This is a genomic window from Bradyrhizobium guangdongense (genome assembly GCF_006483445.1).
In the GTDB taxonomy this organism is placed as follows: domain Bacteria; phylum Pseudomonadota; class Alphaproteobacteria; order Rhizobiales; family Xanthobacteraceae; genus Bradyrhizobium; species Bradyrhizobium guangdongense_A.
The window spans coordinates 1-24,568 of sequence record NZ_PPPT01000102.1; the positions used below are offsets into that span (position 1 = coordinate 1).

Consider the following 24,568-nt stretch of genomic DNA (forward strand, 5'->3'; position numbering starts at 1 on the left):
GATCGCCGATCTCGCAAAAGAGTTCGGCACCCATCTCGACGCGATCGCCGGCGGTCTCGTCAACGCTGCGACCGACCTCGAATCCGACGCGGGCCAGATGGCGGCTGCGGCCGAGAAGACCAGCCGTCAGACGTCCGGCGTGCGCACCGCCTCCGACCAGGCCTCGAGCAATGTCGCGACCGTTGCAAGCGCCGCCGAGGAGCTGTCATCCTCGATCGCCGAGATCAGCCGTCAGGTTGCAAGCTCGACCCAGAGCACCGGCCGCGCGGTCAACGAAGCCAACCGCGCCGGCAGCGAGATCCGCACCCTTGCCGACGCGGCGATGCGGATCGGCGACGTCGTCAAGCTGATCAGCGAGATCGCCGAGCAGACCAATCTTTTGGCGCTCAACGCCACCATCGAGGCGGCCCGCGCGGGCGAAGCCGGTCGCGGCTTTGCCGTGGTGGCCTCCGAGGTCAAGAGCCTTGCCAACCAGACCGCGAAGGCGACCGAAGAGATCAGCGCCAAGGTCGGTGAGATGCAGCAATCGACGACCAATTCGGTCACCGCGGTCGAGGCGATCGCGCAGACCATCACCGAGATCAACGGCATCACCGCCTCGATCTCCGCCGCCATCGAGCAGCAGGGCTCGGCGACCCGCGAGATCGCGCGCAACGTGCAGCAGGCTTCGGCCGGCACCTCGCAGGTCTCCTCCAACGTCAGCAGCATCAGCGACGCGGCTGATGACACCGGGCGCGTCGCCTCACGCGTCAACAGCGCCTCCGAGCGCGTCCATGGCGAGGTCGAGACGCTGCGGCGTGAGGTCACCCAGTTCCTGCAGCGGCTGACGTCCGCGGCCTGAGGCCGCCCCCGACCCTGTCGTCCCGGATCTGCACTTCGCTCTGGACAACGCTACGCGTTGCCAGGGGCTCCGCTTGTCCGGGACGACGACTTCCTAGGCACACCATGCCCGTTGTTAGTGCTTGATCGCGACCACTAGCGGTGTTCTGCTCAAAAAAGCTGCTGGAGCACCGCATCCGTGTCGATCTACGTCGCATTACACCACGTCACGCACTACAAATACGACCGTCCGATCGATCTGGGGCCGCAGACCATCCGCCTGCGGCCGGCGCCACACACGCGCACGCCGATCCTGAGCTATTCGCTCAAGGTCACGCCCTCGAACCATTTCGTGAACTGGCAGCAGGATCCGCAGGGCAATTGGCTGGCGCGCTACGTCTTTCCTGAGAAGACCACCGAGCTGAAGATCGAGGTCGATTTCACGGCGCAGATGACCGTGGTCAATCCGTTCGACTTCTTCGTCGAGCCCTATGCCGACAGCTTTCCATTCGAGTATCCGAAGGACCTCAAGACGGAGCTCGCGCCCTATCTCGAGACTATCAAGCCGGATCGCCTGTTCGCAAAATATCTCGACACGATCCCGCACGAAGCCCCGAACACCGTCAACTTCCTGGTCGATCTCAACAGGGAGCTGCAAAAGCGGATCAACTACGTCATCCGCATGGAGCCGGGCGTGCAGACGCCGGAGGAGACGCTCGCCTCCTCAGCCGGCTCGTGCCGCGACTCCGCCTGGCTGTTGATCCAGACCTTCCGTCACCTCGGGCTCGCCGCCCGTTTCGTCTCCGGCTATCTGATCCAGGTCCGTCCCGACATCGACCCGATCGAGGGGCCGCCTGAAGTCGAGAATGATTTCACCGATCTGCACGCCTGGGCCGAAGTGTACCTGCCGGGCGCCGGCTGGATCGGTTTCGACGCGACATCGGGCATGCTCGCGGGCGAAGGGCACATCCCGGTTGCCGCCACGCCGCACTATCGCTCCGCGGCGCCGATCTCCGGCGGTGCCGGCTTTGCCGAGGTCGAGTTCGCCTTCGACATGAGTGTCCGGCGCATCCGCGAGGCGCCCCGGATCACGAAGCCGTTCTCCGACGAATCCTGGATCCGGCTCAACGATCTCGGCGAGCAGGTCGACGGCGATCTCGCAACCCAGGATGTGCGTCTCACCATGGGTGGCGAGCCGACCTTCGTCTCCGTCGATGATCTGGAAGCGGCGGAATGGAACACCGAGGCCGTCGGTCCGACCAAGCGCGCACTCGCCGACGATCTGATCCGCCGCCTGCGCACGCGGTTCGGGCCCGGCGGTCTCCTGCATTACGGCCAGGGCAAATGGTACCCCGGCGAGAGCCTGCCGCGCTGGGCCTTCGGGCTCTACTGGCGCAAGGACGGCGTGCCGATCTGGAAGAATGCCGACCTCATCGCCAAGATCGAAAATCCGCGTCGCGCCGAGGTCAAGGACGCCCAGGCGTTCGTGGAGGGCGCGGCGGTGCGGCTCGGGCTCGATCCCGGCTACATCATGCCGGCTTATGAAGACACCGCGCTCTGGCTTCAGAAGGAAGCCGAGCTTCCCGTCAATGTCACGCCGTCCGATCCCAAATTGTCCGATCCGGAGGCCCGTTCGCGCATTGCGCGCGTGTTCGAGCAGGGTCTCAACAATCCACGTGGCTTCGTGTTGCCGGTGCAGCGCTGGAACGCGCCGCCGCGCTGGCGCAGCGAGCGCTGGCAACTCCGGCGCAATCATCTGTTCCTGACACCCGGCGATTCACCGCTCGGCCTGCGCTTGCCGATCGGCTCGCTCGGCTACGTCCCGCCCAACCAATATCCCTACATCGTCGAGCGGGACCCGATGGAGCCGCGCGGCAAGCTGCCGGTGTTCACGCTTGCGGCGCGCCCGGAATCGCCGCCGCGGGTCGCGCCCGAACAGCTCAATACATCCGTCCCGGTTCGCACCGCGATGTCGGTCGAAGTCCGCGACGGCGTGCTCTGCGCCTTCATGCCGCCGGTCGAGCGCATCGAGGATTATCTCGAATTGGTCGCCGCCCTCGAAGCCACCGCCGAGGAGATGCAGCTTCAGGTCCATGTCGAGGGTTATCCGCCGCCATTCGACCCGCGCATCGAAGTCATCAAGGTGACGCCCGATCCCGGCGTGATCGAGATCAACATCCAGCCGGCGAGGAGCTGGCGCGATGCGGTCGACATCACCACCGGCCTCTACGAGGATGCGGGCAAGGTGCGCCTCGGCGCCAACCGCTTCCTGGTCGACGGCCGCCACACCGGCACCGGCGGCGGCAACCATGTCGTGGTCGGAGGTTCGAGCCCGGCCGACTCGCCGTTCCTGCGCCGGCCCGATCTGTTGAAGAGCCTCGTGCTGTACTGGCAGCGGCATCCGTCGCTGTCCTATTTCTTCTCCGGCCTCTTCATCGGGCCGACCAGCCAGGCGCCGCGCATCGACGAGGCCCGGCACGACAGCATCTACGAGCTCGAGATCGCGCTCTCGCATGTGCCGCCGCCTGGCTACCAGACGCCGCTGTGGCTGGTCGACCGGCTGTTCCGGCATCTGCTGGTCGACATCACCGGCAACACTCACCGCGCCGAGATCTGCATCGACAAGCTCTATTCGCCTGACGGGCCCACGGGACGGCTCGGCCTGGTCGAATTCCGCGCGCTCGAAATGCCACCGGATCCGCGCATGTCGCTGGCCCAGCAGCTCCTGATTCGCGCGCTGATCGCAAAACTCTGGCGCGAGCCGCAACAGGGCAAGTTCGTGCGCTGGGGCACGGCGCTGCATGACCGCTACATGCTGCCGCATTTCATCTGGGAAGACTTTCTGGACGTGCTCTCCGATCTCAAGAGCTCCGGCTATCCGTTCGAACCGGAATGGTATCTGGCCCAGCTCGAATTCCGCTTCCCTGCCTTCGGCCGCGTCAACCATGGCGGCGTGACGCTGGAGCTGCGCCAGGCGCTGGAGCCCTGGCACGTGCTGGGCGAGGAGGGCTCGGCCGGCGGCACGGTGCGCTATGTCGATTCGTCCGTCGAACGGCTCCAGGTGAAGGCCGAAGGCTTCGTCGAGGGGCGGCATGTCGTGACCTGCAACGGTCGCCGCCTGCCGATGACCTCGACCGGCCGGTCCGCCGAGGCCGTGGCGGGCGTCCGCTTCAAGGCCTGGCAGCCGGCTTCCGGCCTGCACCCGACCATCCCGGTCCACGCGCCGCTGACCTTCGACCTCATTGACACCTGGAACGGCCGCGCGCTCGGCGGCTGCGTCTATCACGTCGCCCATCCCGGCGGCCGCAGCTACGACACCAAGCCGGTCAACACCTACGAGGCCGAGGCGCGGCGGCTGGCGCGCTTCCAGGATCACGGCCATACGCCCGGCCTGGTCCAGCCGCCGCCCGAGGAACGCACAATTGAGTTTCCGCTGACCCTCGACTTGCGAACGCCGCTCCTGCATTGAGTATAGTGATGGGGCAGGGAGAGACGGATGGGCGCAGGCGCAACCGAGGGGTCTGGTCAGACGGGCAGGGCACGCCTCGGCCAGCGCCGCTTGGCGCAATGGGTCCGCGACTATAGCCGGCTGCCCGGCATTCCCGACGAGTTCTTGGGACCCGACGGCGCGCCCCGTGCGGTCTGGAATCGCTTCTTCGACGCGTTCGGGGCGCTCGCCCCCGATGAGATCGAGCGCCGGTTCGCCATGGCGGACCGCCATCTGCGTGAGGCCGGCGTCACCTACCGGGCCCCCGGCGACAGCGCCGACCGGCCGTGGTCGCTCAGCCATCTGCCGCTCCTGATCGACGAAGCCGACTGGCAGCAGCTCTCGGCCGGCATCAAGCAGCGCGCCGAGCTGCTCGAGCTCGTGCTGCGCGATATCTACGGCGAGGGGCGGCTCGTCGCCGAAGGCGCGCTGCCGGCCGCCGCGATCGCCGGCAGCCCCGAATATCTGCGTCCGGTTTGCGGCGTGCCGCCGCCGGGCGGACGCTATTTGTCGATCTACGCCGCCGATGTCGGCCGCGGCCCCGACGGGCGCTGGTGGGTGCTCGGCGATCGCACGCAGGCGCCCTCGGGTGCGGGCTATGCGCTGGAAAATCGCCTGGTGCTGTCGCGCGCCTTTTCCGATCTCTACAAGTCGATGAACGTTCCGCGCGTCGCACCGTTCTTCGAGGCTTTTCGTGACAGTCTTCGCGGCAGTGCCGATCGCGACGAGCCGCGGATCGGCGTGCTTACGCCCGGCACGTTCAGCGAGACCTATTTCGAGCATGCCACGCTCGCGCGCTATCTCGGCTTTCTCCTGGTCGAGGGCGACGATCTCGCGGTCAGCGACAACCGCATTCACATCCGCACTGTCGCCGGCCTGAAGCGGCTCGACGTGCTGCTGCGCCGCGTCGATTCCAATTTCCTCGATCCGCTGGAGCTCGACGCGTCCTCGCGCCTTGGCGTGCCCGGCCTGATCGACGTGCTGCGCAAGGACGGCGTCGTGGTCGCCAACATGCCGGGCTCCGGCGTGCTGGAAGCGCGCGCGCTGCTCGGCTTCCTGCCGGCGCTGAGCCGCCGGCTGCTCGGCGAAGACCTCAAGATGCCGCATATTGCGACCTGGTGGTGCGGGCAGAAGTCGGCGCGCGACGAGGTGCTGTCGCGGCTCGACGAAGTCGCCATCGAAGGCGCCTATGACCGTTTCGTGCCGGGCTTTCCCTCAAACGGCCCGGTGCTCGCGAGCGAGCTCGATGCGTCGCAGCGCCAGCGCCTGATCGACGCGATCGGCGATCGCGGGCTCGACTATGTCGGCCAGGAGGTCGTGCGTCTCTCGACCATGCCGGTGTGGGAGCGGGGGCAGCTCACGCCGCGTCCCTTCGTGCTGCGCGTGTTCGCGGCCGCAACGCCCGATGGCTGGGCCATCATGCCAGGCGGCTTCTGCCGGATCGCCGAGCAGCCCGACGCCCGCGCCGTGTCGATGGGCGACGGTGCGCGCGCTGCCGACGTCTGGGTCGTCTCCAACAAGCAGGTCTCGACCGCGACGCTGCTGCCGGCAACCGACAAGGTGCGCATCCGCCGCGTCGCCGGCGTGCTGCCGAGCCGCGCCGCCGACAATCTGTTCTGGCTCGGCCGCTATCTCGAGCGTGCCGAAGCGACGCTGCGGCTGGTGCGGGCCCTGGGCTCGCCGAGCGGGCCCAACAAGGGCACCTCGGCGACGGTGCAGTCGTCCGAGCGCATTCAGCGCCTGCTGGTGGCATGGGGCGCGATTTCGCAGGCCTCGCGCGCGACGCCCGCGCGCATCACGGCCGAGGCGTTGCAAAGCGCGGAGCGTTTCGGCTCGGCGCTGTCGCTGGTGCGCGCGGCGCAGCGCACGGCGACGAGCCTGCGCGAGCGGCTCTCGCCCGACGCCTGGCAGGTCATCACCGAGATGGCCGAGCGGCTCGCCTATGAGGTCGAGGACGACGACTCCATTCTCAGCGCGGCCGAACTGACCTTGCAGGAGCTCGCGAGCTTTGCCGGCCTTGCGCAGGAGAACATGAACCGCGCCGCCGGCTGGCGCTTCCTCGACATCGGACGCCGCGTCGAGCGCGCCATCAACACCACGCGTTTCGCGCGGCAGTTCGCCTATGACGAGGCCGGCGACGAGGATCTCGATATCTTGCTGACGCTGGTCGATTGCCAGATCACCTATCGCTCGCGCTATCTGCTGGCGCCGGTGCTGGCGCCGGTGCGCGACCTCGCGGTGCTCGATACCTACAATCCGCGCTCGGTCGCCTTCCAGGTCGCAACCCTGAACGAGCACATCGCAGCGCTTCCGAGTCTGAAGGAATATGGGCTGATCGAGCGGCCGGAGCGCCTCGCGGTCGCGGTGCAGGCGATGCTTGCCACGGCAGAGGCCGAGAAGCTCGAGGTCAAGTCGCTGTTTGCGCTGGAGCAGGATCTGCTCAGCCTCGCGGACGCGATCGGATCACACTACTTCCCGCACGGCCCCAATGCCAGCCGGCCGGAAAAGCTGACGGGGCTGGCGTGATCTACGACATCCGCCATGTCACGACTTACTCCTATGAATCTCCGGTCAGCTTCGCCCGCTGCACGCTGCGGCTGGAGCCGAAGAGCGGCGACGGGCAGGAGCTGATCTCGCACAGCGTCGAGATCCGGCCGCGCCCGTCTGACCGCACCGCGCGGCGCGATTTCTTCGGCATCCTGACCGAGAGCGTCGTGATCGAGGTCGCGCACCGCAACTTGAGGATCGATTCCAAGTCGCGCGTCTCGGTGTCGCGGAAGCCGCCGGCGCGCGATGCCTCTAGCCCGCCCTGGGAGAGCATCCGCGATATCGCCCTCGAGGCGACGAGCCTCGGCCCGGCTTCGCCGGTCGGCTACGTCTTCGCGAGCCCGCTGGTGCCGGTGCTGCGGCCCGTGACCGCCTATGCGGCCGCGAGCTTTGCGCCCGGTGGCGGCATCCTTGCCGCTGCCGTGGACCTGATGCACCGCATCCGCACCGAATTCCGCTACGACGCCAAGGCGACCGTGATCTCGACGCCGCTGAAGGAGGTCTTCGACAACCGTCACGGCGTCTGCCAGGACTTTGCCCATGTGATGATCGCAGGCCTGCGCGGGCTCGGCCTGCCGGCGGCCTATGTCAGCGGCTATTTGCGCACCATCCCGCCGGCCGGCCAGCCGCGCCTGCAGGGCGCCGACGCCACCCACGCCTGGGTGTCGCTGTGGTGCGGCGCCGATCTCGGCTGGATCGGGTTCGATCCGACCAACGATCTGCTGATCGCCAACGACCACATCGAGCTCGCAATCGGCCGCGACTTCTCCGACGTCTCGCCGGTCGACGGCATCATCGTGGGCTCGCCGAAGCAGAAGCTCGGTGTCGCCGTGGATGTGGTGCTGGTGGAGTAGGGGGCGAGGAGATGGAGGCAGGCCGTAGCCTCATTCTCGGTGTCGTCCCGGATCGGCGCGCGCTTAGGGCGCGCTTGTCCGGGGCGACGGGGCTCACCCGATCCTGTTCAGCGTATTTCGGATCGTCGTAAAAATACCGCCGATGTCCTTCCGCAGCGCATCGAGCGTGCCGAAATTTTCGAAGATCTGCGCAAGCTTGCCCTCGATCTCGCGCTTGCTCACGGATAGCGCCTCGACGCGGGTGCTCAGCGCGGCGTCGCCGTGCTGCTCGATCTCGGTGACGGTCTTGGCGAGGAGATCGCGGATGCGGTGAACCTCCGCGATCAGGGCTTCGATGCCGAACACCGGGGCTTGCAGCGGCACGAGGTCGGATTGCGATTTCGACAGCTCCTCCTTGAAGCCGTTGAGCGTCGCGAGCGTGTCCTGCAGCGTCCGCAGCCGCAGGCGGGACTGGATGACGAAATCGTTCAGCGCGTTCTGCCGGTCGGCAAGGCTCTTGCCGTCGGCATCGGTCTCGATGGCCGCGAGCGCGCGGTCCAGATGCGCCTGGCGCTCCCGCAACTCGTCAAAATCCATCCGGACCGCGTTGAGGATGTTATGGCTGTCCTCGACCTGCGCGACCCGCTGCTCGATCTCGAGCTTGGCCTTGGACAGCGCCTCGACCCGTGAGCTCAGCGCATCGTCGCCGGTCGATTCCAGCTCGTCGAGGATTTTTGCCAGCGCATCGCGGTTCAGCCGAAGCTCGCCGATCAGGGTGTTGATGCCGGCCTCTGGCGCCCGCAGCGGCACGAGCTCGGCCTGCGACTTGACGAGCTCTTCCTTGAAGCGGCTCAGCGTCGCAAAGGAGTCCTGCACGGTGTTGACCCGTGCCAGCAATCCCGAGGCATCGCGGTCGAGGTCCTTCAGGCGGTCGGCCAGATTGGCCTTCCGGTCGTCGGTCTCGATATCGGTGAGGGCACGTTCGATCTGGTGCTGGCGATCCTTGATCTCGGTGAAGACGGGCTCGATCGCGCGCCGCTCGGCGGCGACCTTGCCGACCATCTCGCGCAGGCTCTGCTGGCGGCGCCGGATTTCCGCGAGCTGGTCGTGCATGTCGGTGGACTGGTTGCGGCTCTGCTGCAGGATGGCCCGCTGCTCGATCTCGCCGAGCTTCTGCTCCAGCGCGGAGACGGCTTCCCTTGGATCGCTCTCGATCAGGTGCTGGACGGTGGCATCGAGGTGGTTCTGCAGCGCGTGCGCCACCACGACGTCCTCGCGGGTGTTCTTGAGGCGATCGCGCAGCGTCTTCAGGCTCTTGTCCTGGCGCGAGAGCCTGAAGGCCTGGAAGACGCTGGCCCCGATCAGGAGCAGGGCCATGACGAGGAGGGCGCCGACCGCATAGCGCTGCGCCAGGGGGAGTGCGGAAAAGGACGCCGAAAGATGCGCAAAATCGTAACCGAAGGCCTGCTGCGCGAAGACCCCGATCACCGCCAAAAGGCCTAACCAAACCAGCACGAAGAACAGCCACATCGTGAATTCCTCACTTCGGCGACGTCTGTTGCTATTTGGGAACCCGTCCAAGATCAAGTTTCTCGCGCAAGGACGCAGTCTGCATGGTTAGCGGCGGGACCGTCGCGGGGGTGATGCAGGCCGCTTATCCGGCTTGCCGCACCGCACGGGCGAGGGGCAGGGCGCTAACCGGGATGGCGTGGACGTGTGCGTCGACCAGAGACGCGACAGGGACAATCCCGCAACGGCACGTGCGGCGATTTGCGGGGATGACCAATGCGGTCGATCCATTGCTGACATCAATGTCATGTCAACGGCGCCGTCCAACGGTTGCGTGACGGCTTGTAGCGGCTATGCTTCTCGCGGCCAGCCGGAGTTGCAAGATACTTCCGTATCTTCCCGGTCACGCGCTCGGAGGTTTGGTCACCCGCCCCAGGATGCGCTATGCTGTTTCCGGGCGAACAAGAAACGAGACGGCAGGAGTTGGCGCGGGACACCACGGACGACGGGGCTGCATCGATGATGACGTTACCGGGACTGGCGGCGGACGCCCTGGAGGAGTTTCTTGGCTCGTTCATGCGTCGCCGGTTCGACGAGTCTCATGCCAAGACGCTCGAGATCGCCACCCGCATGGCGCTGGAATGCATCGGCAACAGCGACGCGCTCTATCACAATATCGAGCATACGATGCTGGTGACCCTGGCGGGGCAGGCGATCATGCGCGGCCGCGGTCTGCACACTCATCTTACGGCGGACGACTACGTCCACATCCTGATCGCCTGCCTCACGCACGACATCGGCTATGTGCGCGGCCTGTTCGAGGAAGACGACGAGGACGGATTTGTGGTGGACGAGGCCGGCACCAAGATCGCGCTGCCGCGCGGCGCCTCCGATGCCAGCCTGATGATGTACCACGTCGACCGTTCAAAACTCTATGTGATGCAGCGGCTGGAGCAGATCCCCGGGCTCGACCGCGAGCGGGTGGCACGCGCCATCGAAGGCACCCGCTTTCCGGCGCGCGAGGGCCAGGACTATGACGAGGACGCCAAGGTGTTGCGCGCGGCCGATTTCATCGGCCAGCTCGGCGATCCCAACTATCTGCGCAAGACCAACGCGCTCTATTACGAATTCGAGGAAGTCGGCATCAACCGCCAGCTCGGCTACGACTCGCCGGCCGACATCGTGCATCGCTATCCGCAATTCTATTGGGACAGCGTCGCGCCGCACATCCAGACCGAGATCAGCTATCTCAACAAGACCGAGATCGGCCGGCAATGGATCGCCAACCTCTATAGTAACGTATTCCGCGCCGAGCGCGACATCTCGCTGTCGGGTCCGCAGAAATAGCGGTTACGAATTGTAAGCCGGGATGCTCGCCCGGCACTCCCTGCCGACCGTTTCCAGCGTGCGGCGCAGCCACGTCTTCACGGTACCGACCGGCACGCCGAAACGCTGCGACAATTGGATGCGGCTTTCGCCTTCGAGATAGGCGAGCGACAGCAATTGGCGGCGATCGTCGGGAAGTCTTTCGATGACGCCGGCCGCGATCGGCTGGGCGAAGGCATAGTCGAATTCGTCGGCGGGCTGGTCGGCGGGATCGGGCACGGACAGGCCCTCGTCGAGCTCGATCGTGGCGACCTGCTTCAGTCGCAACGCGTCGATCGCGGTGTTGCGCAGGATCGTGCACATCCAGGTGATCGGCGAGGCGCGAGCCGGATCGAAGCTTCCGGCATGCTTCCAGATCTTCAGATAGGCGTCCTGCAGCAGGTCTTCGACGTCAACGAGCTTTGGCGACACGGTGCGCGCGGTCTTGCGCAGCTTGGCATGGGTTGCCGCGTAAAGGTCCTCAAAGGCTCGCTCGTCGCCGCGGCCGCTCCGGCAGATCAACTCGCTCAGGCGCATGACCGCCGGATCCCTTGGCAAGCCTCTGCTGCAGCTCATGTCGTCCTCCCTCACTTTCGAAACGGGAAACGACATCTGTGTCCGCTTGGATCACTCCAGCAATCTTGCCGGGACGTTCAGAGCCGCACGAAGGGCGTGATCAGCCGGCCGAGCCAGCCATGCAGCTTCAGATCCCCGGACATCGCGACCAGGGCGAGGCAGGGCTCCCCGCCGCCGACGAGCGGCTGGTGGTCGACCTCGCCGTCGCCAAAATCGAAATCGCCGGGGCCATAATGGCCGCCCTCATGTGCAAAGCTGCCCTTGAGCACGCAGGTCAGCTCCGTGCCGGTGTGGGAATGTTGCAGCATCTTGGTGCCGGGTGCGGACCACAGCAGGAACGCGCGCGACTGGCCCGCGCCCGGCAGGATGATCGGCTGCAGCTTGACCCCCGGCGCCACCCGGCGGCGCTTGCCGAAATGGCAGCGGCGCAGGATGTCCGGCAAATCCTCATCCGGGAGCCCGGCTGGCACAGGGGCGGCGGCCGATGGCTCGGCCGGGCCCTCGTCGATCCTGGCCATGATGGCCTTGAACGTGCCGCTCAGCGCGATCGGCCGGGCCTCCTCGAGCGCCGCGCCCGCGAGATGCTCCATGGCCTGGATGAAGCGGCTGCAGCGCGGGCATTGCGCGGCATGGACGGCGACGACGAGGTGATCGGCCTCGTCGAGAGAGCCGGTCGCAAAGTCGGCCAAAAGGTCCTCTGGCGGATGGTGGTTGATGGTCATCGGGGTTCGTCCAGGAGGTCTCTCAGTTTACTCATTGCCAGGCGGATGCGCGACTTCACTGTGCCCAAGGGAATGCCGAGCGCGGACGCGATCTCGGCATGCGGCCGCTCCTCTATGAACGACAGCCGGATGACCGTGGATTGCTCCTCGGAGAGGCGCGACAGCGCCGCGGTGACCCGCGTGACGTCGTCGCGGCGCGCCATGGTGGTCTCCGGCGACTCCACGGCATCGAGGCCATCATCGGGCTCGGTCGGCTGGTCTGCCCGGGATTGCCGCGCCGCACGCCTGGCCGCGTCGATGCGCAAATTGCGCGCGATGGTGAAAATCCATGCGGCGGCGCCGGCGGAAGACGGGTCGAATTGCCCCGCCTTGCGCCAGACCGCCACCAGCGTGCTTTGCGCAATCTCCTCCGCCGCGTCGGGCTGCATCCCGGTCTTGACCAGAAAACCCTTCACGCGCGGAGCAAAATGCTCAAACAGAAATTTGAACGCGTCACGATCGCCATGCGCTGCGACGCGTCCGATCAGATCAGCCCAGTCCACCGTCGTTTTGGGCCTTTCACCAAGCCGCTGCGGCCGGCTCCGCCGGAGTGCCCGGCTGGAGCGTCCGCTCCAGTCTGGCCTGCTCACAGCTCGAAGTCCGGCGTTCATGAAGCCTCGGTTCATATGTCCGTCGGGAAACGATGGTCGCTGCCTGCTGGATCACCCGCGCCGAAGTCATTTCGTTCTAGGCGGACGGTTCCCGCAGGACAAGCAGCACGGCTGCCTCGCGCCTGTTTGATCCTTACAGCGGAGAGCAGGGGATGGATCGCGAGGGCGCGACAATTTATCCTCCGGCCTCGCCAGAGGTGCCGCATGCAGCCGAAAACCGTCGCGACCGAAATCCTCGATATCGCCTATCTCGACTACGGCGCGCCCGACGGCTGGCCCTGCATCCTCGGCCACGGCTTTCCCTACGACGTCCACGCCTATGCCGAGACCGCGCCTGTCATCGCGCAGGCCGGTGCGCGGGTGCTGGTGCCGTGGCTGCGCGGCTACGGGCCGACGCGGTTTCGCTCGCCCTCGGCGTTGCGCTCGGGCGAGCAGGCGGCGCTTGGTGCCGATCTGCTGGCCTTCATGGATGCCCTCGGGATCGAGCGCGCGGTGGTCGGCGGCTATGACTGGGGCGGGCGCGCGGCCTGCGTCGTCTCCGCGCTCTATCCGGAGCGCGTGGTCGGGCTCGTCTCCGGCAATTCCTACAACATCCAGAATATCGCGCGCGCCATGGAGCCGGCCTCCCCGCCGGAGGAGGCCGCGCTCTGGTATCAATATCTCTTCCACAACGAGCGCGGCCGCCGCGCGCTGGAGCGCAACCGAGCGGGGTTTGCCCGCCAGCTCTGGACGATGTGGTCGCCGACATGGAAATTTGACGACGCGACCTTTGCGAAGAGCGCCGCATCGTTCGACAATCCCGATTTCGTCGATGTCGTGATCCACTCCTATCGCCATCGCTATGCGCTGGTCGCGGGCGACCCGGCCTATGCGGGAATCGAACAGCAGCTCGCCGCACAGCCGCCGATCCGCGTGCCCACGATCGCGATCGATGGCGACGCCGACGGCGTCAACCCCGGCACCGCGCACCATGCGCGCAAGTTCGAAGGCTTTTTCGAGCGGCGGGTGTTTCGCGACGCCGGTCACAATCTGCCCCAGGAGCGGCCCGCCGAATGGGCGCAGGCCGTGCTGGACCTGCGGAAGGCCGCAGCCGCATAGGCGCAACCGATCGGGAAAGATGAGCAAAAGCTGACCGCTGTCGCCGCCGGCCAAGCCATGCTATTCTGGCGTGTGCCAATGTCGAGTTGCAGTCGGGAGTACCGTCATGACAACTGCTTCGGATACGTCTCAAAATCACAGCCTGGGTTCCGCCATCGCGCCGCTGCGCGCCAAATGGGGCTGGATCGTCGCGCTCGGTGTGGTCTACGTCATCGCCGGCTTCGTCGCGCTCGGCAGCGTCGTGATGGCGACGGTGGCGAGCGTCATCGTGGTCGGCGCCATGATGATCGTGGCCGGGGTCACCGAGGTCATCGGTGCCTTCCAAATGAAGAGCTGGGGCAAATTTTTGATCTGGGCGCTGCTGGGCGCGCTCTACATCATCGCCGGCTTCCTCACCTTCGAGAACCCGCTGTTTGCCGCCGTGTTGCTGACCCTGTTCCTGGGCGCGTCGCTGATCGCATCCGGCGTCGTCAGGCTGTTTCTCGCCTTCAGCATGAAGCGCGAGAGCCCCTGGATCTGGGTCGCGCTGTCGGCCGTGATTACGCTGCTGCTTGGCCTGATGATCCTGGCGCGCTGGCCGGTCAACAGCGTCTATATCCTCGGTGTGTTCCTCGGCATCGACCTGATCTTTGCTGGTGCCGGCTGGATCGGGCTGGGCCTCGGGCTGAAGCGCAAGTCATAGGCGCCAGGCAAAAGCGTTTTCCGAGCGAAGTGGGCACCGTTGGAGATCGTCATGCGTTGGGTTTATCTCGCGATCATCGTGCTGCTGGCCGTCGCGATCATCGTCTTCGCCTTTCAGAATCTCGAGACGGTGACGATGACGTTCTTCAGGATCAATGTCAGCCTGCCGCTCGCGGTCCAGACCATCGTCGTCTATCTCCTTGGTGCGGCGACCGGCGGCAGCCTGTTTGCGCTGCTGCGACGCTCGTATGAGGGTGCGCGGCGCGTCGGCTGACGCCGGCGTGCCGCCAGGGTGCGCGAAGGCGCATTTGAAGCGGATCTTCAATCGAGTGCGGGCTCTGGCGCGACGATGGCTTTCAGCCCGCCAAGCTCGGAGTTTGCGAGCACGAGCCGCCAGCGATAAGCGCTGAGGACGTCCTGCACGATGGATAGGCCGATGCCGGCGCCTTCGCCGCGCTCATCGAGCCGCGCGCCGCGTTCGAGCACCTTCGCGCGTTCGTTCGGTGCAATGCCCGGTCCGTCATCTTCGACCGTAACCGCAGGACCCGCGGCGGCGCTGATGCGGACGCGGTTGCTGGCGTGACGGACGGCATTTTCCAAGAGATTGCCCAGGACTTCGGCGAGATCGGTGCGGTCGAGCGGCAGGTTGGGCTCACCGGCGATGCGGGTTTCGAATTCGAGCCGTTGCGCCGCTGCCGTGCGGGAGAGCGTGGCGATCAGCGAATCGACGAGCGGCTTGAGCGGCGTGGAAACGCCGCTGTGCTGGCGTGCCGTGCCGCGCACCCGGGCGCGCGCCAGTTCACGGTCGACATGACGGCTCATGGCATCACCCACGGCTTCGATGCCGTGGGCGATGTCTTCCTCGCCGCGTTCGCGCAGACGCGCGGCATCGGAGGCAAGTGCGGCGAGCGGCGTCTTGAGCCCGTGCGCCAGGTCGGCGGCGCGGCTCCGCGAACGTTCGATCTCGCGTTCCTGGGCGTCGATCAGGCCGTTGACCTCCTCGACCAGCGGCTTCACCTCGGTTGGAACATCCGCCGGAAGGTGCTTACGTTGCCCGGAACGGACATCCGCCACCCCGCGGCGCAATGCGTCGAGCGGACGCAGCCCCAGCCGGACCTGGATCGAGGTGGCGATCGCCAGCACCAGGCCCAGCAGGCCGAGTGCTGCCACCAAATCCCTGGCGAATTGCGACACGGCAACCGATACGCGTGCGAGATCGGCGGCCACCGCGACCCGCACCGGCGCACGCCGACCGCCGATGGTGAGCAGCACGCGGCGTTCGCCGACCAGCAGGCGGGCGTTCGCCGGCCCGGAGATGACGTGACGATGCAGTTCGCCGGGCGATGGCTCGTCCTGCGGCAGCTCCAGCGCGGCATCCCACAGCGAGCGGGAGTGCAGCAACTGACCGCGGTCGTCGGACACCTGCCAGTATAGCCCCGACAGCGGGTCGGCGAAACGCGGATCGGCCGGCGGCCGATTCACAACCAGCTTGTCTTGAGCATCGACGTCGATACCGGCGACCAGTTGCTTGAGATAAATGTCGAGGTCGTCGCCGAGCGCGCGGGTCACGTGGCGCTCGAACAGCAGCATCAATCCGGCGCCGGCGATGGTCAGTGCAATCAGGATGGTGACGACACCGCCGGCCGCCAGTCGCAGCCGCAGCGAACCCCAGCTCACGATGGCGTCTCCGGCACCAGATAGCCGAAGCCGCGCCGGGTCGCGATCAGGTCGGGACCGAGTTTTTTACGGACGCGGCCGACGAGCACCTCCAGCGCGTTCGAGTCGTGGTCCTCGCCGTGACCGTAGACGTTCTCGTCCAGCTCATGCTGCGACACCACACGGCCGCGGTGGCGCAAGAGGTAGGCGACCAGGCGGTATTCCAGCGGAGACAAGGCCACCGGGACGCCGCGCACGCTGACCTTCATCTGGCGCTCGTCGAGCTCGATGTCGCCCGCGACCACCAGCGAAGAGGCGTGACCGGCGGAGCGGCGCACGATCGAGCGAAGTCGCGCCAGCAACTCCTCCATGCGGAACGGCTTGGGCAGATAGTCGTCGGCGCCGGCATCGATGCCGTCCACGCGCTCGGCCCAACTGCCGCGCGCGGTCAGGATCAGAATGGGCATGGTGCGGCCGTTGGCGCGCCAGCGCCTCAGCACCGCCAGACCATCCATGCCCGGCAGTCCGAGATCGAGGATGACGGCGCCGTAGTCCTCGGTATCGCCGCGGAACCAGGCTTCCTCGCCGTCGCGGACGGCTTCGACCACGTAGCCGGCCGCCTTCAGCGCACCTTCGACGTCGGCTGCGATGCGCCGGTCGTCTTCGACAAGCAGCAGACGCATTACTTCTCCTTGATCTTCTCGATCTTGCCGCTGCGCGCGTCGACGTAGACTTCATACAGGCGGCCCGTGCCGTCGACGACCCGGAATTCGTAAAGCCAGCGACCGCGCTCTTGCTCGATTTTGACGCCGGCAACCTCGCCGGGCAGCTTGTCGCGCGCGGCGGCCATAATCTCGGCGAGCGACTTGATCTCGCCGGCCGCGACCGCGCGGCGGACCGCTTCGGGCGCACCTTTGTCGGACTCGCCGGCCATTGCGACGGGCGCCGCCGCAAGCAGCGTGCCTGCCATCAGCAAGATCGCAAGAAATCCGGAACGTTCGCGCAGTCGCATGGGCGGACCATGCCCTAATCGACCTGACAAGTAGCTGACATGGATCAACGGGAAGTCGTCAGCGAGGTTCTGCCATGGTCATTCCCGGCCGGACGTCCGGTCACCCAAATACAAACGGAATTCTGAAAGGACAACGACCATGCGCAAGACCATCATCCTCGGTGTCATCGCGGCCCTGATCGGCTTCATGGCCGCGGCCCAGGCCAGCAGCGACGCCGAGCGGGCAGGGAGCAACGGCAGCGAGCTGACCTCCACGGACACCGACAACCGCGGCAACGCGATTGCACACGAGAAGCGCGAGCGGGCCGAGCACCGCATGCGTGATCGCAGCGACGACGATGTCTACGGACACGGCAAGGAGGCTCGCGAGCACAAGCACCGGAAGCACGTCGATCACGACTGACACGCAAGCCTCGCTTGCAGCGGGAGGAGCTGGCGGCCATGCCGCCGGCTCCTTTTGCATTTTCGGGCGCAATGCCTCGGTTGCATTCGCTCATGTCACCGTTGCCTGACAACTCGCTGACATCGCCCGACAGGCGGCCGTCAGCACCTTCCTGCCAACGTTAGCGCATCGCCTCGCCGCATGATGCGGCCGGACGCTGCACACAGGAGAACCCCATGCGAACGATCGCCACCGTCACCATTGCCACCGCCTTGCTTGCCACCGCCGCGACCGCTCACGCCGGCAGCCTCGGTCGTCCCTGCACCGCCACGCAGCAGAGCCAGTGGCTCTCGATCGACGATCTGCAAGCCAAGATCGAAGCCCAAGGTTACACCGTGAGGAATGCGAAGCTGAAAAACGCCTGCGGCGAGTTCTACACGCGCGACAAGAACGATCAGCAGGTCGAGCTGTTCGTCGACCCGACGAACGGCAAGATCGTCGGTCAGCGCTGAGGGGTCGGCGAGATGGAGAGGCTGAATTTCACGACCGATGCCGGCGGCGTGCCGCCGGCATCGGTCAAGGTCTGGGACCCATTCGTGCGGGTATTCCACTGGTCGCTGGCGGGGCTGTTCCTGCTCGCATATATGACCGGCGATGACATCGTGAAGGTGCACATCGCCGCGGGCTACGCAATTGCCGGATTGCTGGCGCTGCGGATCGTGTGGGGCTTCGTGGGTCCACCCCATGCGCGCTTCAGCGCGTTCTTGCGGTCGCCACGCGCGGTGCTCGCCTATCTGCGTGACGTGGTGCTGCTCAGGGCGCCGCGCTATCTCGGTCACAATCCGGCTGGTGGCGCCATGATCGTGGCGCTGATCGTACTGTTGATCGGCACCTGCACCACCGGCCATATGATGACGACCGATGCCTATTGGGGCTCGGAGATGCTTGAAGACGTGCATGAAGCGCTCGCGAACCTCACCATCGGTCTTGTCGTTGTCCACGTGCTTGGCGTGCTGGTGGCGAGCTTCGAGCACCGCGAGAATCTGGTGAAGGCCATGATAACTGGCAGCAAACGCGGGGCTTGAGCATGGTGGGTGGCTTGCCCTACCTTGCTCGCCCGCGCCGATGTCTATGCCCGCTTCATCCGCATCGGCGACGGCCCCGACCAGGTGCACGTCGCCGCCGTCGGCAAGGAGCTGATCAAGCGTGGCGGCGTGATGGCGGGGTAGGCGCGGTGCCCTCGTGCGCAAGAGCTGGATACGATAGCAAATTCGGCGCGCGAAACTTTAAGTAGCCGGCCCGTGATCCCCGCGTGCAGCCTGTGCCGCGTTGCGCGTAAAAGTTGTTTTATTTCAGCTATTTGCAGGCAAATCCCCGTAGTTCTACGCAGCCGTCGTTAAGTTTAACGTGGGACCTTCACGGGTACTATTTTGCCAAGCGCCGAATTATGGCGCGTGGCCCAACGAGGCCATGTGAATCCGTTGCTGCTCCTTTCCGCGCGAAGTGTTCGATCCGCTCCCCGCTGAAGTGAGATCCACGAGGTTGCTTGGAATCTCGGAGTTTTGGCCCGGATTTGAACGCGGCAGCTCCGATCCCAGAGAGGGGTAAGGAAATGCCTGGTATCAATGCGTCCGCGCAAAGCGCGACGGTATGGAGCATCCGCAATCTGCTCGTAGCGGCGGTGTCGCTGCTCGCCCTCTTCGGCATCGGCCTCTCCGGCTATGTCTTGCGCAATGCCAGTCAGGAGCGGGCCACGGCCTCCGAGGCCGCGTCCGTCAACGAGATCGCAGACCTCCTGCTCGATAGTGCCGGGCAATGGGCCCGCGAGCGCGGCGCGACCAATCTGGCGCTCAATGCGGCGGATCCGGTCGCGGACGCTCAGAAGACGACGATCGCAGACTTCCGCAAGCGTGGCGACCAGCCGTTCGAGCAGGCGCTGGTCCGGCTGGCTGCGCGACACTTCGCCAACAAGGACCAGATGGTGGCCGGCGCGAAGAGCGCGCATGAGCAACTCGCCGCCCTGCGGACTCGTGTGGATGCCGAACTCGCAAAGCCCTTCAGCGCGCGCGACAAGACCGTCGTCTCGCAATGGGCTCCCACCATCACCGCGCTCATCACCGGGAGCCAGGCGCTTCGCGTGGCCGCGGCGATGGAGGAGGACGACATCCAGTCGCGCCTGTCGAGCTTGCAAAACCTCAAGCATTTTCTCTGGATCATGAGCGAGTTTCTCGGCCGCGAGCGCGCGGCCGTGGCAGGGCTGGTCGCCGCGGGACGACCGATGACCTCGCAGGAAATCGGCAATCTCGCCGCCTTCCGCGGCCGCCTCGAGGGCGCCTGGGACTATGTCCAGGCCTATGCCGCAAAGTCGTCGGCGCCGGCGGCGATCGTCGCGGGCAGGGACCGCCTGCGCGAGAGCGTCTTCGGCCGCTTCGAGGAAACCCGCAAGGCGGTCTATGGCGCAGGCGCATCCGGCGGAAGCTATCCGATCTCGTCGGCTGACTGGTTTAGCCAGTCGACCAAGGCGATCGACGATGTGATCGCGCTCAGCGCAACCGCCAGCGACGAGGCTGCAAAGCTCACCGATCTCGCCCAGCGCACCAGTCTCCATACGCTGCTCCTCAACGCCGCCCTCATGGCCCTGTCGATCATGATGGCAGCCGGCACGCTGTGGATCGTCTTCAACCGCATCGTCAGCTCCGTCGGCCAGATGACCGCGGCGATGAGCGAAATCGCCGGAGGCAACGCCTCGGTCGAGGTGCCCTGCACGCAGCGGCGCGACGAAATGGGCGCGATGGCGCGCGCACTGCTCGTCTTCAAGCAGAACGCCGAAACGGTTCGCGCGATGCAGGCCGAGCGCGAGGCGCAGGAAAAATCGGCGCAGGCCGAGAAGGCCGCCGCGATGAACCGGCTTGCCGACGAATTCGAAGCCAGGATCGGGGAAATCGTCGAGACCGTGTCGTCGGCCTCGACCGAGCTCGAGGCCTCTGCCAAAACGCTCACCGCGACCGCCGACCGATCGCAGCAACTGGCAACCGCGGTGGCCGCTGCATCCGAACAGGCGACGGCCAACGTTCAGTCGGTGGCTTCGGCGACCGAACAGCTCACCTCCTCGGTGAGCGAGATCAGCAGGCAGGTTCAGGAGTCCGCGAACATGGCGAGCGCCGCCGTCGATCAGGCGCGCAGCACCAATGCGCGCGTCAGCGAATTGTCCGCCGCTGCCGGCCGCATCGGCGACGTCGTCGAGCTCATCAACACGATTGCGGGCCAGACCAATTTGCTCGCGCTCAACGCCACGATCGAGGCGGCGCGCGCCGGCGAGGCCGGCCGCGGGTTTGCGGTGGTCGCCTCGGAAGTGAAGGCGTTGGCCGAGCAGACGGCCAAGGCAACCGGCGAGATCAGCCAGCAGATCTCGGGCATCCAGGCCGCGACCGGCGAGTCGGTCGGCGCGATCAGGGCGATTTCCGGGACCATCGAACGGCTGTCGGAAATCTCCTCCACCATTGCAGCCGCGGTGGAAGAGCAGGGCGCGGCGACACAGGAAATCTCCCGCAACGTGCAGCAGGCCGCGCAAGGTACCCAGCAGGTTTCGTCGAACATCGCCGATGTCGAACGCGGTGCCGGCGAGACCGGCTCCGCCTCCTCGCAGGTACTGTCAGCGGCGCAGATGCTGTCCGGCGACAGCAGCCGGCTCAAGGTCGAGGTCGCCAAATTCCTCGATTCCGTTCGTGCGGCCTGATGCTTTCACCCGTCCTCCACGGCAAGTCCTTCGCCATGAACATACCAGTCCGCGCGTGAGGCCCGGCGCCGTCCGCTGCGGGAACATTCTTCCAAGGTTGAACTGTCGCCATCGCGCTGTATAACGGCGTTCGGGTGCTCGCTGCATTTTGCCGCGACAGGTCAAGCGATGGTCGGGCCGCCACGCGGAAAGCGTGCGCCCATGAACGACAGTCCTCCCCTTGATGATCTGCCAAAGGCCCAGCGGCTGGCGGAACAGGCCCTCAGCACCCTTCAGCGGTTTCTGCATGTCGAGGCCGTTAGCGGCGGCGCTCTTCTCGTTGCTGCCGCGGCCGCATTGATCTGGGCCAATTCTCCATTCGCGCACAGCTATCACGCGTTCTGGAACCTTCCGCTCATGATCGGCGTCGGGGACCACATCTTTTCCAGGTCATTGCATTTCTGGGTCAACGACGCGCTGATGACGGTCTTCTTCCTCGTCGTCGGCATGGAAATTCGGCGCGAGGTTCACGAGGGTGCACTGAGCAGGCTCGATCAGGCCATCCTGCCGCTCGTTGCGGCGGCTGGTGGTGTCCTCGTCCCCGCGCTGATCTATCTGAGCCTCAACGGCGATCCGGCCAGGGGGCAGGGCTGGGCCGTGCCGACAGCAACTGACATTGCCTTTGCCGTCGGGGTGCTTGCACTGCTCGGACGAAAGGTCCCGGTCAATGTGCGGGTCTTCCTGCTGGCGCTGGCGATCATCGACGACATCATTGCGGTCCTCATCATTGCGGTCTTCTACACCTCCGGTCTTCAGCCTGGCGGGTTCGCCATCGCGGCAGTTGGCGTTCTCGCGACTTTGGGATTTCAGCGCATCGGGATCGGCTCTGCGCTCCCTTATTTGCTGCCCGGCTTTCTGGTCTGGGTCGGATTCCTGGTGGCCGGGATCCATCCGACTCTTGCCGGTGTTGTCCTCGGGCTGATGACTCCGGCGATTGCGCTGCCGATGCGGGAGCCGCCGCTGGAGGTCGTGTCGCGCGTTCTCAAACAATTGCGAAGCAGCGATGCGCTCGAGGCAAGGGATACGCACCGGCTGGAGCAGCCGCTGCGAGACCTGCGCGTAGCTCACCGAGAGATACTGCCGCCTGTGTCACGGGTGCAGATGGCGATGCATCCGTGGGTCGCTTACGGCGTCATGCCGCTCTTCGCGCTGGCGAATGCCGGCGTCGAGCTGACGGGCGCTGGCCCTCCTGCCGGGGGCCATCTGGTGATGGTCGGCACCGCGCTTGCCCTGGTCGCCGGTAAACCGATTGGCGTCGTTGGCGCGACCTGGGTCGCGGTACGGCTGGGCTGGTGTCGCCTTGCTCCCGGAGTTTCGTGGGGTGGCGTCTGGCTGGTCGGTCTGCTGGCCGGCATCGGCTTCACCATGTCGATCTTCATCTCGATGCTCGCTTTCTCCGAAGAGGGATTGCTGCGCGCCGCGAAGCTGGGCGTGCTCTGCGGTTCGCTCATCGCCGCCACGCTCGGACTCGGGTGGGGCGCCGTCTACGTTCGACGTCAGTAGGGTGAAATCCAATGCCGTTTAAAGCTTCGCACGTCTCCTTCGTCTCGTTCGCCGTGGAGGTACTGCCCTCCGGCGTTTGCCAAGTGATGATCGTCGAGACCGGCCTGCATCTGAATCCGAAGCATCCTTCGTACAACCGGTCCGCCGTCGAAACCCTTATTGCGTCGGCGCGGGACTACGCTCGCGCCAACATAGAAGGTCCGGCCTCTATCAGGCTTGTTTCAACCCAAAGCGGGGAAATCTGATCGTCCGGTCGGCGATCGCCGGACGAGCTGCTGACGATCGCCGACGAGCCGGTCGAATGGGCGTGCGGCAACCTCAGTGTCCGCCGCCCGTCGGTGCGGCCTTCGGCTTGCCGGTCAGCAGCAGTGCGATCCCGGCGAGCAGGAGCACGATGCCGACCACGGCAAAGGTGTCGCTGAAGCCCATCACCAGCGCCTGCTGCCTGATCGTCTTGCCGAGCGCAATGATGGCCTGATGCCGTGCGCCGGCCGCATCGGTCATGCCGTGCGCCATGAAGTAGTCCGTCATCGCAGCGATCCGCTCGCGCACCTCCTCACGGCCGAGATCGACGCTCTGACCGATGATGTTGGAATGGAACTGCTCGCGCTTGGTCACGATCGTGGAGAGCAGCGCGGTGCCGATCGCGCCCCCGAGGTTGCGCATCATGTTGGAAATGCCGGAGGCCGCGGGTGCATCCTGCGGCGCCACGCTGCCGAGCGAGATCGCGCTCAGCGGCGTCAGCAACAGGGCCTGGCCGACGGCGCGGACGATATTGGGGATCAGGAACTGGTCGCCGGAATAGTCCGGCGACATCGCCGTGTTGAGGAACGAGCTCGCTGCAAAGATCGCCGTGCCGGCAAAGGCGATCAGGCGGATGTCGAAGCGCTGCATCAGCTTCGGCACCAACGGAATCAGCAGGAGCTGCGGCAGACCGGTCCAGGCCAGCACGGTGCCGATCTGCTCGGCATTGTAGCGCTGCACCTGGCCGAGATAGGCCGGCAGCAAATAGATCGAGCCGAACAGGGCAAAGCCGATGAAGACGCCCGCGAGGGTGCCGAGCCCGAAGCTCCGTTGGGTCAATAGCCGCAGGCGCAGCAGCGGCTTCTCGATCAGCAACTCGTTGGCGACGAACACGGCGAGACTGACTGCGGCCACGACCGCGAGCTTCACGATGAAGGGCGAGCCGAACCAGTCGTTCTTGTTGCCTTCTTCGAGCACCGCCTGCAGCGCGGACAATCCGATCGCCATGGTGGCGATGCCGAACCAGTCGCCCTCGCGAAGCAGGCCGAGGTTCAGCGGCTGCCGCTCGAGCGTCAGATAGAGCAACGTCACCATCACCGCCGTGGGCACGACGTTGACGAAGAAAATGGTCTGCCAGCCGTAATTCTCGGTGAGGTAGCCGCCGATGGTGGGCCCGATGGCGGGTGCAAAGGTGACCGCTAGCGAAAACATGGCAAGCCCGATCGGTTGCTGGGCCTTCGGCAGCTTCGTGAAGACCAGCGTGAACGCCATGGGGATCAACACGCCGCCGAAAAATCCCTGGAAGGCGCGGAACGCGATCATGGTCGGAAGATCGGTGGCGAAGGCGCAGGCGACCGAGAAGGCGGCGAACAGGCTCGCAAAGCTCAGCATGATGTTGCGGAAGGAAAACACCCGGCTGAGATAATCGGTGAGCGGAATCACCACGATCTCGCCGATCAGATAGGAGGTCGAGATCCAGGAGCCGTTGTCGACGCCGGTGCCGATGCCGCCCTCGATATTGAGCAGCGAGGCATTGGTGATCTGAATGTTCAGGATCGCCATGAACGCGCCGACCATGGCGGCGAGGATGGCGACCCACACGGTCGCGCTGGCGCGTGCGGGTTGGGTGGTTAGCGGGACCGGCGTTGGCGCCTTGCGCGCTGCCGGTGTCGGGTTGGCGAGGACGAGGTCTGACATGACATCACCTTG

General features: G+C 65.9%; 22 protein-coding genes and 1 pseudogene. 15 read left to right on the forward strand and 8 right to left on the reverse strand.

The features are described from left to right. The 4 genes from C2U70_RS14730 to C2U70_RS14745 all read left to right on the forward strand — a co-directional run. Positions 1-841, forward strand: an 841-nt coding sequence (locus C2U70_RS14730; RefSeq protein ID WP_246666754.1) for a methyl-accepting chemotaxis protein, incomplete at its 5' end; no start/stop codon positions are given. Between the two features lie 177 nt (positions 842-1,018). After that, complete coding sequence (locus C2U70_RS14735; protein WP_140978979.1) at positions 1,019-4,288, forward strand: DUF2126 domain-containing protein; 3,270 nt, start codon at positions 1,019-1,021, stop codon at positions 4,286-4,288. Positions 4,289-4,315: 27 nt separating this feature from the next. Continuing rightward, entirely contained in the window at positions 4,316-6,832 is a 2,517-nt protein-coding gene (locus C2U70_RS14740) for a circularly permuted type 2 ATP-grasp protein (protein WP_140978981.1), read from the forward strand. Next, positions 6,829-7,707 (forward strand): transglutaminase family protein, encoded by an 879-nt coding sequence (locus C2U70_RS14745; RefSeq protein ID WP_140978983.1) that lies wholly within the window; start codon positions 6,829-6,831, stop codon positions 7,705-7,707. The genes C2U70_RS14740 and C2U70_RS14745 overlap by 4 nt, the downstream gene beginning before the upstream one ends. Positions 7,708-7,800: 93 nt before the next feature. Here the strand turns inward: C2U70_RS14745 and C2U70_RS14750 are convergent, their stop codons facing one another. Next, the gene (locus C2U70_RS14750) at positions 7,801-9,216 is read right to left on the reverse strand and encodes a hypothetical protein (RefSeq protein ID WP_140978985.1); all 1,416 of its coding nucleotides are present in this window, start codon (positions 9,214-9,216) and stop codon (positions 7,801-7,803) included. 498 nt (positions 9,217-9,714) lie between these two features. Between C2U70_RS14750 and C2U70_RS14755 the strand changes: the two genes are divergently transcribed. Next, positions 9,715-10,542: a metal-dependent phosphohydrolase gene (locus C2U70_RS14755; protein ID WP_140978987.1), complete on the forward strand. Its 828-nt coding sequence runs from the start codon at positions 9,715-9,717 to the stop codon at positions 10,540-10,542. A 3-nt stretch (positions 10,543-10,545) separates the two neighbouring features. Here the strand turns inward: C2U70_RS14755 and C2U70_RS14760 are convergent, their stop codons facing one another. The 3 genes from C2U70_RS14760 to C2U70_RS14770 form a co-directional block, all read right to left on the reverse strand. Next, positions 10,546-11,136, reverse strand: a complete 591-nt coding sequence (locus tag C2U70_RS14760; RefSeq protein ID WP_140978989.1) for an RNA polymerase sigma factor — start codon at positions 11,134-11,136, stop codon at positions 10,546-10,548. A gap of 77 nt (positions 11,137-11,213) precedes the next feature. Continuing rightward, on the reverse strand, positions 11,214-11,858 hold the full coding sequence (locus C2U70_RS14765) for a ChrR family anti-sigma-E factor (protein ID WP_140978991.1): 645 nt from the start codon (positions 11,856-11,858) through the stop codon (positions 11,214-11,216). Beyond that, a complete protein-coding gene (locus tag C2U70_RS14770; protein ID WP_140979070.1) occupies positions 11,855-12,400 on the reverse strand; it encodes a sigma-70 family RNA polymerase sigma factor in 546 nt (181 codons plus the stop codon). The genes C2U70_RS14765 and C2U70_RS14770 overlap by 4 nt, the downstream gene beginning before the upstream one ends. Before the next feature lie 312 nt (positions 12,401-12,712). Here C2U70_RS14770 and C2U70_RS14775 point away from each other — a divergent pair, with 312 nt between their 5' ends. The 3 genes from C2U70_RS14775 (at position 12,713) to C2U70_RS14785 (ending at position 14,561) form a co-directional block, all read left to right on the forward strand. Next, positions 12,713-13,606, forward strand: a complete 894-nt coding sequence (locus C2U70_RS14775) for an alpha/beta fold hydrolase (RefSeq protein WP_140978993.1) — start codon at positions 12,713-12,715, stop codon at positions 13,604-13,606. Positions 13,607-13,712: 106 nt separating this feature from the next. After that, positions 13,713-14,288 carry an HdeD family acid-resistance protein gene (locus C2U70_RS14780; protein WP_140978995.1) on the forward strand — a complete coding sequence of 192 codons (576 nt, stop codon included), beginning with the start codon at positions 13,713-13,715 and terminating at the stop codon, positions 14,286-14,288. Between the two features lie 51 nt (positions 14,289-14,339). Continuing rightward, positions 14,340-14,561 carry a hypothetical protein gene (locus C2U70_RS14785; RefSeq protein ID WP_140978997.1) on the forward strand — a complete coding sequence of 74 codons (222 nt, stop codon included), beginning with the start codon at positions 14,340-14,342 and terminating at the stop codon, positions 14,559-14,561. Positions 14,562-14,608: 47 nt separating this feature from the next. Here the strand turns inward: C2U70_RS14785 and C2U70_RS14790 are convergent, their stop codons facing one another. The 3 genes from C2U70_RS14790 to C2U70_RS14800 are packed head-to-tail and all read right to left on the reverse strand — an operon-like array spanning position 14,609 to position 16,913. Beyond that, positions 14,609-15,964 carry an ATP-binding protein gene (locus tag C2U70_RS14790; protein WP_140978999.1) on the reverse strand — a complete coding sequence of 452 codons (1,356 nt, stop codon included), beginning with the start codon at positions 15,962-15,964 and terminating at the stop codon, positions 14,609-14,611. Then, on the reverse strand, positions 15,961-16,626 hold the full coding sequence (locus C2U70_RS14795) for a response regulator transcription factor (protein ID WP_140979001.1): 666 nt from the start codon (positions 16,624-16,626) through the stop codon (positions 15,961-15,963). Before C2U70_RS14795 ends, C2U70_RS14790 begins: the two co-directional genes overlap by 4 nt. Further along, the gene (locus C2U70_RS14800) at positions 16,626-16,913 is read right to left on the reverse strand and encodes a PepSY domain-containing protein (RefSeq protein ID WP_246666756.1); all 288 of its coding nucleotides are present in this window, start codon (positions 16,911-16,913) and stop codon (positions 16,626-16,628) included. Before C2U70_RS14800 ends, C2U70_RS14795 begins: the two co-directional genes overlap by 1 nt. Positions 16,914-17,094: 181 nt before the next feature. On the opposite strand from C2U70_RS14800, the gene C2U70_RS14805 reads away from it, so the two are divergent. The 7 genes and pseudogenes from C2U70_RS14805 (at position 17,095) to C2U70_RS14835 (ending at position 22,860) form a co-directional block, all read left to right on the forward strand. Further along, on the forward strand, positions 17,095-17,358 hold the full coding sequence (locus C2U70_RS14805; RefSeq protein WP_140979005.1) for a hypothetical protein: 264 nt from the start codon (positions 17,095-17,097) through the stop codon (positions 17,356-17,358). Positions 17,359-17,573: 215 nt separating this feature from the next. Continuing rightward, positions 17,574-17,849 (forward strand): PepSY domain-containing protein, encoded by a 276-nt coding sequence (locus C2U70_RS14810; protein ID WP_140979007.1) that lies wholly within the window; start codon positions 17,574-17,576, stop codon positions 17,847-17,849. Positions 17,850-17,861: 12 nt separating this feature from the next. After that, positions 17,862-18,422, forward strand: a complete 561-nt coding sequence (locus C2U70_RS14815; RefSeq protein ID WP_140979009.1) for a cytochrome b/b6 domain-containing protein — start codon at positions 17,862-17,864, stop codon at positions 18,420-18,422. Between the two features lie 9 nt (positions 18,423-18,431). Beyond that, positions 18,432-18,566 (forward strand): annotated as a pseudogene (locus tag C2U70_RS33685) (acyl-CoA dehydrogenase family protein); the annotation flags it as partial. Between the two features lie 383 nt (positions 18,567-18,949). Further along, positions 18,950-21,073, forward strand: a complete 2,124-nt coding sequence (locus tag C2U70_RS33010; protein ID WP_186294267.1) for a methyl-accepting chemotaxis protein — start codon at positions 18,950-18,952, stop codon at positions 21,071-21,073. 201 nt (positions 21,074-21,274) lie between these two features. Continuing rightward, complete coding sequence (nhaA, locus tag C2U70_RS14830) at positions 21,275-22,615, forward strand: Na+/H+ antiporter NhaA (RefSeq protein WP_140979011.1); 1,341 nt, start codon at positions 21,275-21,277, stop codon at positions 22,613-22,615. A gap of 11 nt (positions 22,616-22,626) precedes the next feature. Then, positions 22,627-22,860 carry a hypothetical protein gene (locus C2U70_RS14835; RefSeq protein WP_140979013.1) on the forward strand — a complete coding sequence of 78 codons (234 nt, stop codon included), beginning with the start codon at positions 22,627-22,629 and terminating at the stop codon, positions 22,858-22,860. Positions 22,861-22,933: 73 nt separating this feature from the next. On the opposite strand, the gene C2U70_RS14840 is transcribed toward C2U70_RS14835, so the two are convergent. Beyond that, entirely contained in the window at positions 22,934-24,556 is a 1,623-nt protein-coding gene (locus C2U70_RS14840) for an MDR family MFS transporter (protein ID WP_283810376.1), read from the reverse strand. Positions 24,557-24,568: the final 12 nt, after the last annotated feature.

Excerpts from the sequence above, each read along its gene's own strand:
- C2U70_RS14740 (WP_140978981.1), top strand. The coding sequence starts at position 4,316 with ATGGGCGCAGGCGCAACCGAGGGGTCTGGTCAGACGGGCAGGGCACGC.
- C2U70_RS14750 (WP_140978985.1), bottom strand. The coding sequence starts at position 9,216 with ATGTGGCTGTTCTTCGTGCTGGTTTGGTTAGGCCTTTTGGCGGTGATC.
- C2U70_RS14755 (WP_140978987.1), top strand. The coding sequence starts at position 9,715 with ATGATGACGTTACCGGGACTGGCGGCGGACGCCCTGGAGGAGTTTCTT.
- C2U70_RS14760 (WP_140978989.1), bottom strand. The coding sequence starts at position 11,136 with ATGAGCTGCAGCAGAGGCTTGCCAAGGGATCCGGCGGTCATGCGCCTG.
- C2U70_RS14765 (WP_140978991.1), bottom strand. The coding sequence starts at position 11,858 with ATGACCATCAACCACCATCCGCCAGAGGACCTTTTGGCCGACTTTGCG.
- C2U70_RS14775 (WP_140978993.1), top strand. The coding sequence starts at position 12,713 with ATGCAGCCGAAAACCGTCGCGACCGAAATCCTCGATATCGCCTATCTC.
- C2U70_RS14780 (WP_140978995.1), top strand. The coding sequence starts at position 13,713 with ATGACAACTGCTTCGGATACGTCTCAAAATCACAGCCTGGGTTCCGCC.
- C2U70_RS14785 (WP_140978997.1), top strand. The coding sequence starts at position 14,340 with ATGCGTTGGGTTTATCTCGCGATCATCGTGCTGCTGGCCGTCGCGATC.
- C2U70_RS14795 (WP_140979001.1), bottom strand. The coding sequence starts at position 16,626 with ATGCGTCTGCTGCTTGTCGAAGACGACCGGCGCATCGCAGCCGACGTC.
- C2U70_RS14800 (WP_246666756.1), bottom strand. The coding sequence starts at position 16,913 with ATGGCAGGCACGCTGCTTGCGGCGGCGCCCGTCGCAATGGCCGGCGAG.
- C2U70_RS14805 (WP_140979005.1), top strand. The coding sequence starts at position 17,095 with ATGCGCAAGACCATCATCCTCGGTGTCATCGCGGCCCTGATCGGCTTC.
- C2U70_RS14810 (WP_140979007.1), top strand. The coding sequence starts at position 17,574 with ATGCGAACGATCGCCACCGTCACCATTGCCACCGCCTTGCTTGCCACC.
- C2U70_RS14815 (WP_140979009.1), top strand. The coding sequence starts at position 17,862 with ATGGAGAGGCTGAATTTCACGACCGATGCCGGCGGCGTGCCGCCGGCA.
- C2U70_RS33010 (WP_186294267.1), top strand. The coding sequence starts at position 18,950 with ATGCCTGGTATCAATGCGTCCGCGCAAAGCGCGACGGTATGGAGCATC.
- nhaA (WP_140979011.1), top strand. The coding sequence starts at position 21,275 with ATGAACGACAGTCCTCCCCTTGATGATCTGCCAAAGGCCCAGCGGCTG.
- C2U70_RS14835 (WP_140979013.1), top strand. The coding sequence starts at position 22,627 with ATGCCGTTTAAAGCTTCGCACGTCTCCTTCGTCTCGTTCGCCGTGGAG.
- C2U70_RS14840 (WP_283810376.1), bottom strand. The coding sequence starts at position 24,556 with ATGTCAGACCTCGTCCTCGCCAACCCGACACCGGCAGCGCGCAAGGCG.